9 protein-coding genes and 1 tRNA gene are annotated in these 7,596 nt (G+C 40.1%); 7 read left to right on the forward strand and 3 right to left on the reverse strand.

All coding sequences use genetic code 11. The features are described from left to right. The first annotated feature begins 67 nt into the window (after positions 1-67). Both ACWPUA_RS08085 and ACWPUA_RS08090 read left to right on the forward strand, forming a co-directional pair. The gene (locus tag ACWPUA_RS08085) at positions 68-631 is read left to right on the forward strand and encodes a sugar O-acetyltransferase (RefSeq protein WP_454380267.1); all 564 of its coding nucleotides are present in this window, start codon (positions 68-70) and stop codon (positions 629-631) included. A gap of 153 nt (positions 632-784) precedes the next feature. After that, positions 785-2,005, forward strand: a complete 1,221-nt coding sequence (locus ACWPUA_RS08090; RefSeq protein ID WP_036756159.1) for a carbohydrate-binding domain-containing protein — start codon at positions 785-787, stop codon at positions 2,003-2,005. 62 nt (positions 2,006-2,067) lie between these two features. On the opposite strand, the gene ACWPUA_RS08095 is transcribed toward ACWPUA_RS08090, so the two are convergent. The 3 genes from ACWPUA_RS08095 to ACWPUA_RS08105 form a co-directional block, all read right to left on the reverse strand. Then, positions 2,068-2,271: a CsbD family protein gene (locus ACWPUA_RS08095; protein WP_000020982.1), complete on the reverse strand. Its 204-nt coding sequence runs from the start codon at positions 2,269-2,271 to the stop codon at positions 2,068-2,070. Positions 2,272-2,388: 117 nt separating this feature from the next. Beyond that, positions 2,389-3,021 (reverse strand): DUF421 domain-containing protein, encoded by a 633-nt coding sequence (locus ACWPUA_RS08100; RefSeq protein WP_036756149.1) that lies wholly within the window; start codon positions 3,019-3,021, stop codon positions 2,389-2,391. Continuing rightward, positions 3,018-3,470, reverse strand: a complete 453-nt coding sequence (locus ACWPUA_RS08105) for a DUF3290 family protein (RefSeq protein WP_084864383.1) — start codon at positions 3,468-3,470, stop codon at positions 3,018-3,020. Before ACWPUA_RS08105 ends, ACWPUA_RS08100 begins: the two co-directional genes overlap by 4 nt. 190 nt (positions 3,471-3,660) lie before the next feature. On the opposite strand from ACWPUA_RS08105, the gene ACWPUA_RS08110 reads away from it, so the two are divergent. From ACWPUA_RS08110 to ACWPUA_RS08130, 5 genes are all read left to right on the forward strand, one after another. Then, positions 3,661-4,425, forward strand: a complete 765-nt coding sequence (locus tag ACWPUA_RS08110; protein WP_036756144.1) for a nucleoside phosphorylase — start codon at positions 3,661-3,663, stop codon at positions 4,423-4,425. Positions 4,426-4,457: 32 nt separating this feature from the next. Continuing rightward, entirely contained in the window at positions 4,458-5,834 is a 1,377-nt protein-coding gene (locus tag ACWPUA_RS08115) for a TrkH family potassium uptake protein (protein WP_036756141.1), read from the forward strand. 13 nt (positions 5,835-5,847) lie between these two features. Continuing rightward, the gene (locus tag ACWPUA_RS08120) at positions 5,848-6,516 is read left to right on the forward strand and encodes a potassium channel family protein (protein WP_036756138.1); all 669 of its coding nucleotides are present in this window, start codon (positions 5,848-5,850) and stop codon (positions 6,514-6,516) included. Positions 6,517-6,722: 206 nt separating this feature from the next. Next, positions 6,723-7,334 carry a 30S ribosomal protein S4 gene (gene rpsD / locus ACWPUA_RS08125; protein ID WP_004253981.1) on the forward strand — a complete coding sequence of 204 codons (612 nt, stop codon included), beginning with the start codon at positions 6,723-6,725 and terminating at the stop codon, positions 7,332-7,334. 135 nt (positions 7,335-7,469) lie between these two features. Further along, positions 7,470-7,541: transfer RNA gene (locus tag ACWPUA_RS08130), tRNA-Glu, on the forward strand. Positions 7,542-7,596 lie beyond the last annotated feature (55 nt).

Below are 7,596 nucleotides of genomic sequence, written 5' to 3' on the forward strand. Positions count from 1 at the left end.
TCTTTGCTGCTTGTTTTAAGGATAGAACTATGCTACAATCTTGTAAAATAAACAAGGATATCAAGATATGAAAAGTGAATACCAAAAAATGATTGCGGGAGAACCCTATCGCCCGTTCGATCCAGAACTTCGTGCTCTAGCACAAACAGCACGACAAAAGCAAGCCTCCTTTAATGAAGAGGTCGACCCAGTAAAAGGTATGGAAATCATCAAAGGCTGGTTTGGCTCAACTGGTGAAAACTTCTATGTCAATACTCGTTTGGTGGTGGATTATGGTGTCAATATTCATTTGGGAGAAAATTTCTATTCCAATTGGAATCTGACAATGTTAGATGTTTGTCCTATTACCATCGGTGATAATGCCATGATTGGCCCAAATTGTCAGTTTTTAACACCTCTTCACCCTCTAGATCCGGATGAACGAAATTCAGGTTTAGAATTTGGGAAACCCATTACGATTGGTAAGAACTTCTGGGCAGGTGGTGGGGTTATTGTCCTTCCAGGTGTTACACTAGGTGATAACGTTGTTGCAGGAGCAGGAGCGGTCATTACTAAATCTTTTGGTGATAATGTAGTTCTGGCAGGCAACCCAGCACGGGTTATCAAGGAAATTCCAGTTAAAGAAAACTAAAAGAACAGCAAAATGCTGTTCTTTTTTTACCATAAACAATGAGTATTAATGAAGTTCGGATGTGGTTAAGAAAACTTTCAGAAAAAGTTTAGGCTTATTTTAGGGAAGTTCCGTAGACTAAGAGCATGTAAAATGAAAGACGAGGAAATGAGTATGAAAGCAAAAAAATGGACATTCTTATTAACGAGTATAGCAACTCTAGCACTAGTAACAGCTTGTACCCAGTCAACTTCAAATACAACAGCTAGCAATACTGCAACAACGAAAACGACATCAACTACAGAAGCTAAGAAAACTAGCTATTTTACAGACAAGGACTACGATACTTCCTACGATGAAAAATCTGCATCAACTGTGACGCTGTCTGGATCTACTGCAACTGTTTCTGGTGAAGGAGTTGCTGTGTCAGACTCTACCGTTACCATCTCTAAGTCTGGAACTTATGTGATTTCTGGACAATCTGACGGTATTCAAATCAAGATTGCAGCTGAAAAAACAGATGATGTACATATCATCCTAAACGGTGTAACCATGACCAACACCAATGCAGCTATTTCTGCAACATCAGCTGGCCACGTCTACTTAACTCTAGCAGATGGGACAAGCAATAGCCTGTCAGATTCAGCTTCTAATAGTGACGAAAAAGCTGATGCAGCCCTCTTCTCTAAAGTGGACTTAACCATCAATGGTAAAGGAACTCTCAATGTAGATGGTAAGAAAAATAATGGTATTAAAGCAAACGATACGCTTCATATCACAGGTGGGGCTTATAATATCACGGCAGTTGGGGATGCCTTTAATGTCAATGATGAATTCAACATTACCGGCACAACCATGACTATCGATGCCAAGGAAGACGGAGTTAAGGTCGACAATGATGAGGACACATCTGTAGGAACCATGTATCTCTCTGATAATACCATCACTGTTACTGCAGGGGACGATGGTATCCACGCATCAGGTGATTTAGTTATTGATAGTGGTACCTATACCGTTAAGAAATCTACCGAAGGATTAGAAGGGAAGTCAATTACTATCAACGGCGGAGACATCAACATATACTCAACAGATGATGGTGTCAATGCGGCCAACAAAAACGCCCAACAAAGTGAAATCTTCTTTACTATGAATGGTGGGAATTTGACCGTTGAAGTTGGTCAAGGGGACACGGATCCAATTGACTCAAACGGGAACATTACAGTTAATGGAGGAACCATCAAAATGACTGGTCAAACTGGTTTTGACTTTGATGGAACAGCGACTTATACAGGCGGAGACATCTATTTCAATGGTGAAAAACAAACTGAGATTGTCAATTCGATGCCTGGTGGAGGTGGACCTCAAGGGAATGGTGGCCCTGGTGGACGACCATAAAAGAAAATCTCCTTTCTCGAAAGAGAAGGGAGATTTTCTTATGTTATTAGGACGAAAAAGAATTATTCTCCGTCTTTTTTAAAGATGTTTTTTACGCCAGATACTGCACCTTCGACAGCTTCTTTTGCATCTTCAGCAACTTCTTTAGCTTTTGAAGCTACCTTTTCTGCAGCTCCTTCTGCTTGAGTTTTTGTATCGCCAGTTAGTTTACCAAAACCTTCTTTAACAGAACCTTTAGCTTGGTTGAATTTTTCTTCGATTGACATGGGGGATACCTACGTTAATTTTTTGTATTATCTAAATTACATTAGATATTAATTTAAGTATATACCCTTTTATGCTAAAAAGCAAAAAACTGATACGAAAAGCATCAGTTTGTTTTTTTAATAGGTTACAACATTCAGTTGACCTTTATCATATTCTGCGATAAAAATATTAGAAACGTCTTCGAAACCTTCTTCTTTTAATTTTTCTGTTAGCCATTCCTCAGTTTTTCCAATGGTTTCTAGGATTTCAACTTGGACAACACCATCTGTAATGACTGGGTACTTAGGATTTTCGTCACCCATTCTTACAACAATTAGCTGTCCGTTTTGCTCAATCACAGCTCTCTTGACGTCTTTTAGTTGGAAGATTCCTTGGGCGCGCAATTTAAGAGCTACATCTGCAGCTGCAAGACCTTTTGATCGACAGGCTTCAGGGTCTAACTGACCATTTTTTATGATAATAGTAGGTTTTCCGTCAATCAGATGTTTAATCAGAGAAACATTGGTATTCAGCCATTTAAGGAGCAAGATGAGAATAGTCCAGATGATGAGGATAACAATGTATTGGATGATGGTGATAGAACTATTGTAGATAACCCCACCGATAATACCCCCGAGAACAAAGTTCTGGATTTGATCTACTGCAGAACTTGGTGCTAAATTTCCTTTACCTGTTACGTTAATAACAAAAACAAGAGAAAGTAGCCCCAAGGCTAATTTAATTGCAATTGTAGCAAAAAAGCTTATCATTTTTCAACCTCCACGAGTTCCACATCTGATTTATAGAGTTCCATCTTTTCTAATAAATAGCTATCTTGGTCAGTCCCACTAATGGCACGATAAAAATTGTCACCTACTTTAATAATCGCCCCATCAGTCACTGCTGATGTGTTGACATAAACATTTTTCTTATCAACACCTAACTCTTTTGATACAATTTCGATGAAGTGCAAGGAACTACGAAATTGATTATCATTGGATTGGCTGTTTTGAAAATTCGTAATGCTAATCAATACAAAAGCAATTAAGGTCAAAATAGAAATGAGCGATAATTCACGGAACTTACTCCCTCTTTTATCTTTGAAAGCCTTAAATGCAAAGAATCCAGTCACAATCACTAAGAATGTCGACACAATAATCATGGTCCAATTCTGTTGACTAATCTGACTGAGAACATAGTCATATGAATAGAATTTCATAAGATTTCTCCCTTTTTTAAATTCAATCTATTATAAACTAATTCCTAAGCTATAGCAATTTTATTATGACGAAAAAAGCATTTAATTGTTGTTTCCTACTTAAGGTAGGTTTTTCTGATTTGACTTAGCCTCCCGTCTTGACTTTCGTTTAGCTTTTGTTATAATAGTACAAATTTAGAGGAGGTGCTTTATGATTCAAAAACATGCCATTCCTATTTTAGAATTTGATGACAATCCTCAGGCAGTCATCATGCCAAATCACGAAGGCTTAGATTTACAATTGCCAAAGAAGTGTATCTATGCATTTTTGGAGGAGGAGATTGACCGCTACGCCCAGGAAATAGGAGCAGAGTGCGTTGGCGAGTTCATTTCTGCCACCAAGACTTATCCAGTCTATGTCATCAACTACAAGGGCGAGGAGATTTGTCTTGCCCAGGCTCCCGTTGGCTCTGCTCCAGCGGCCCAGTTTATGGATTGGTTGATTGGCTACGGTGTGGAACAAATCATTTCCACTGGAACCTGTGGCGTCCTAGCCGATATAGAGGAAAATGCCTTTCTGGTTCCAGTCCGAGCCCTGCGAGATGAGGGGACCAGCTACCACTATGTAGCGCCTTCTCGTTATATGGATGTACATGTCGAAGCGATTTCTGCCATCGAGCAAGTCTTGGAACAACTAGGCATTCCTTATGAAGAGGTTATGACTTGGTCGACAGATGGTTTTTACCGAGAAACAGCTGAAAAAGTTGCCTATCGTAAGAAAGAAGGCTGTGCAGTTGTGGAGATGGAGTGCTCCGCTCTTGCGGCAGTAGCCCAGCTACGTGGAGTTGTCTGGGGAGAGTTGCTCTTTACCGCAGATTCTTTAGCCGATTTAGAAAATTATGATAGTCGCGATTGGGGTTCAGAAGCTTTTGACAAGGCCTTAGAACTCTGTCTTGAAATCGTTAGTCATATGTGACTGCTTTAACTGTTTTATGGTACAATGTAACTATGTTATTCAAATCATTTTCGGAAAAAATAAACACGACCTTGGGGCGTTTATCACCTGCTCGTCGAATTTTTTTAAGTTTTGCTTTGGTTATTCTCGCAGGCTCTCTCCTTTTGAGTCTGCCATTTGTGCAAGCAACAAGCTCCCAAGCGACCTATTTCGACCATCTCTTTACAGCAGTATCCATGGTCTGTGTGACAGGACTCTTTACTCAACCAGTAGCTACCACATATAACATCTGGGGGCAGTTAATCTGTATGTTTTTGATCCAGATTGGTGGTTTGGGTCTCATGACCTTTATAGGGGTCTTTTATATTCAAAGCAAGCAAAAGCTAAGTCTTCGTAGCCGTGAAACAATTCTGGAGAGCTTTAGTTATGGAGAAACTCAGTCTTTAATGGTTTTCATACGTTCGATTTTCTTGACGACTTTTATCGTTGAAGGACTCGGAGCCTTCCTGTTAAGTTTTCGTTTTGTTCCGGAATTTGGTTGGGGCCGAGGGATTTTTACCTCTATCTTCGTAGCTATTTCAGCTTTCTGTAATGCTGGTTTTGATAATTTTGGAAGTACAAGTTTAGTAGCTTTTCAAACTGATCCTTTGATTAATCTAGTGCTTGCTGCTTTGATCATCACAGGCGGTCTAGGGTTCATGGTTTGGTTTGACCTGGCCACGCAGTTGAGCAAGAAAAAACGTCGGCTTCGCTTCCATACCAAGTTGGTTCTCTTCTTGACAGCTGGAATTTTATTTACTGGAACAGTTTCAACCCTCTTGATAGAGTGGAACAATCCGGGAACGATTGGAAATCTCAACTTCCCAGATAAATTGCTAGTCAGTTTCTTCCAAACTGTCAGCATGCGGACGGCAGGCTTCGCTTCTATTGATTTTACTCAGGCTAGGCCTGTTACCTTGATGATCTATATTTTGCAGATGTTTCTCGGTGGGGCGCCTGGTGGAACAGCCGGGGGGCTTAAAATCACAACCTTCTTTGTATTATTAGTATTTGCACGCAGTGAGCTTTTAGGCTTGCCTCATGCCAATGTAGCTCGAAGAACAATTTTACCTCGGACAGTCCAAAAATCATTCAGTGTCTTTATTATCTTCTTGCTAACTTTCTTGCTGGGCTTGATCCTGTTAGGGGTAACAGCAGAAGGGAATCCGCGCTTTATCTACATCATGTTCGAGACAATTTCAGCGCTTGCCACGGTCGGAGTAACTGCAAATTTGACACCAGAGTTAGGCAGATTAGCTCTTAGCATTATCATGCTACTGATGTTTATCGGACGAATTGGACCACTGACGCTATTAGTTAGTTTGGCTGAGTATCAACCAGATAAGAAAGATATGATCCACTATATGAAAGCAGATATTACCATAGGATAAGAAAGGATAAACTATGTCAGATCGGACAATTGGAATTTTAGGTTTGGGAATTTTTGGGAGCAGTGTTCTCGCGGCTCTTGCTAAGCATGATGTAAATATTATAGCCATTGACGACCATGAAGAGCGAATCAATCAGTTCGAACCTGTCTTGGTACGTGGAGTTGTTGGAGATATAACAGATGAAGAGCTCTTGCTCTCAGCAGGAATTGATACCTGCGATACAGTTGTGGTGGCAACTGGGGAAAATTTAGAATCTAGTGTGCTTGCAGTCATGCATTGCAAGAGTCTAGGAGTGCCAACTGTTATTGCTAAGGTTAAAAGCCATACAGCAAAAAAAGTCCTTGAAAAAATTGGCGCAGATTCAGTCATCTCACCAGAATATGAGATGGGTCGTTCGTTGGCGCAGACTATTTTATTTAATAACAGCGTTGATGTTTTTCAGTTGGACAAAAATGTCTCGATAGTCGAGATGAAAATTCCACGGTCGTGGGCAGGTAAGAGTCTAAGTCATCTTGATCTTCGAGGACAATACAATCTCAATATTCTTGGTTTTCGTGACTATGAAAATGCTCCCTTGGATGTTCAATTTGGGCCGGATGACTTATTAAAACCTGATACCTATATCATGGCGGTGATTAATAACCAATATTTGGATACCTTATCTAAATTTAACGAAAAATAAAATAGATAGAAAATTCTCTTTACAAATGTAGTATTTCATGGTACAATAGCCTTTGTGTGAAATAGCAGCAGGAAAGCATGAAGCTCGTCAACAGGTGTCTTATAACAAGTAACCTTGGCTGTTTGGGCGAAGGGCATCTGCACGAATCAGAGCTTTCTAAGTGACTATTTCCGCCGAAATTATATCTATATTAGGAGGACATACATATGTCACGTTATACAGGACCATCTTGGAAACAAGCTCGTCGCCTTGGCCTTTCACTTACAGGTACAGGTAAAGAATTGGCACGTCGTAACTACGTACCAGGACAACACGGACCAAACAACCGTTCTAAATTGTCAGAATACGGTTTGCAATTGGCTGAAAAACAAAAACTTCGTTTCACATACGGAGTAGGTGAAAAACAATTCCGTAACTTGTTCGTACAAGCTACAAAAATCAAGGGCGGAATCCTAGGTTTCAACTTCATGCTTCTTTTGGAACGTCGTTTGGATAACGTAGTTTACCGTCTTGGTCTTGCGACTACTCGCCGTCAAGCTCGTCAATTCGTAAACCACGGTCACATCCTTGTTGACGGAAAACGTGTTGATATCCCATCATACCGCGTAACTCCAGGTCAAGTAATCTCAGTTCGCGAAAAATCATTGAAAGTTCCAGCAATCCTTGAAGCGGTAGAAGCTACTCTTGGACGTCCAGCATTCGTATCATTCGACGCTGAAAAATTGGAAGGTTCATTGACTCGTTTGCCAGAACGTGATGAAATCAACCCAGAAATCAACGAAGCGCTTATCGTTGAATTCTACAACAAAATGCTTTAAGATAAGATTCTATATTGTAAGAAGCCTACAACAGTGGGCTTTTTGCTTTGTAAAAAACAAAAAATAAGAAAAAATTATCTCAAGTTCTTGACAAGGCAGAAAAAGTAGGTATAATAGAAAGAGTTAAAAAGCTCAGGTCCGTTGGTCAAGGGGTTAAGACACCGCCTTTTCACGGCGGTAACACGGGTTCGAATCCCGTACGGACTATGGGTGTATCGCGGTTGATGGAAATAGGAATTAAAAAAAGTTAAAAAAACCTGTT

This window comes from Streptococcus sp. Marseille-Q6504 (genome assembly GCF_965111625.1).

Bases quoted from the DNA above. Each gene is read 5' to 3' on its own strand.
- ACWPUA_RS08085 (WP_454380267.1), top strand. From the start codon at position 68: ATGAAAAGTGAATACCAAAAAATGATTGCGGGAGAACCCTATCGCCCG.
- ACWPUA_RS08115 (WP_036756141.1), top strand. From the start codon at position 4,458: ATGTTATTCAAATCATTTTCGGAAAAAATAAACACGACCTTGGGGCGT.
- ACWPUA_RS08100 (WP_036756149.1), bottom strand. From the start codon at position 3,021: ATGATAAGCTTTTTTGCTACAATTGCAATTAAATTAGCCTTGGGGCTA.
- ACWPUA_RS08090 (WP_036756159.1), top strand. From the start codon at position 785: ATGAAAGCAAAAAAATGGACATTCTTATTAACGAGTATAGCAACTCTA.
- ACWPUA_RS08105 (WP_084864383.1), bottom strand. From the start codon at position 3,470: ATGAAATTCTATTCATATGACTATGTTCTCAGTCAGATTAGTCAACAG.
- rpsD (WP_004253981.1), top strand. From the start codon at position 6,723: ATGTCACGTTATACAGGACCATCTTGGAAACAAGCTCGTCGCCTTGGC.
- ACWPUA_RS08110 (WP_036756144.1), top strand. From the start codon at position 3,661: ATGATTCAAAAACATGCCATTCCTATTTTAGAATTTGATGACAATCCT.
- ACWPUA_RS08120 (WP_036756138.1), top strand. From the start codon at position 5,848: ATGTCAGATCGGACAATTGGAATTTTAGGTTTGGGAATTTTTGGGAGC.
- ACWPUA_RS08095 (WP_000020982.1), bottom strand. From the start codon at position 2,271: ATGTCAATCGAAGAAAAATTCAACCAAGCTAAAGGTTCTGTTAAAGAA.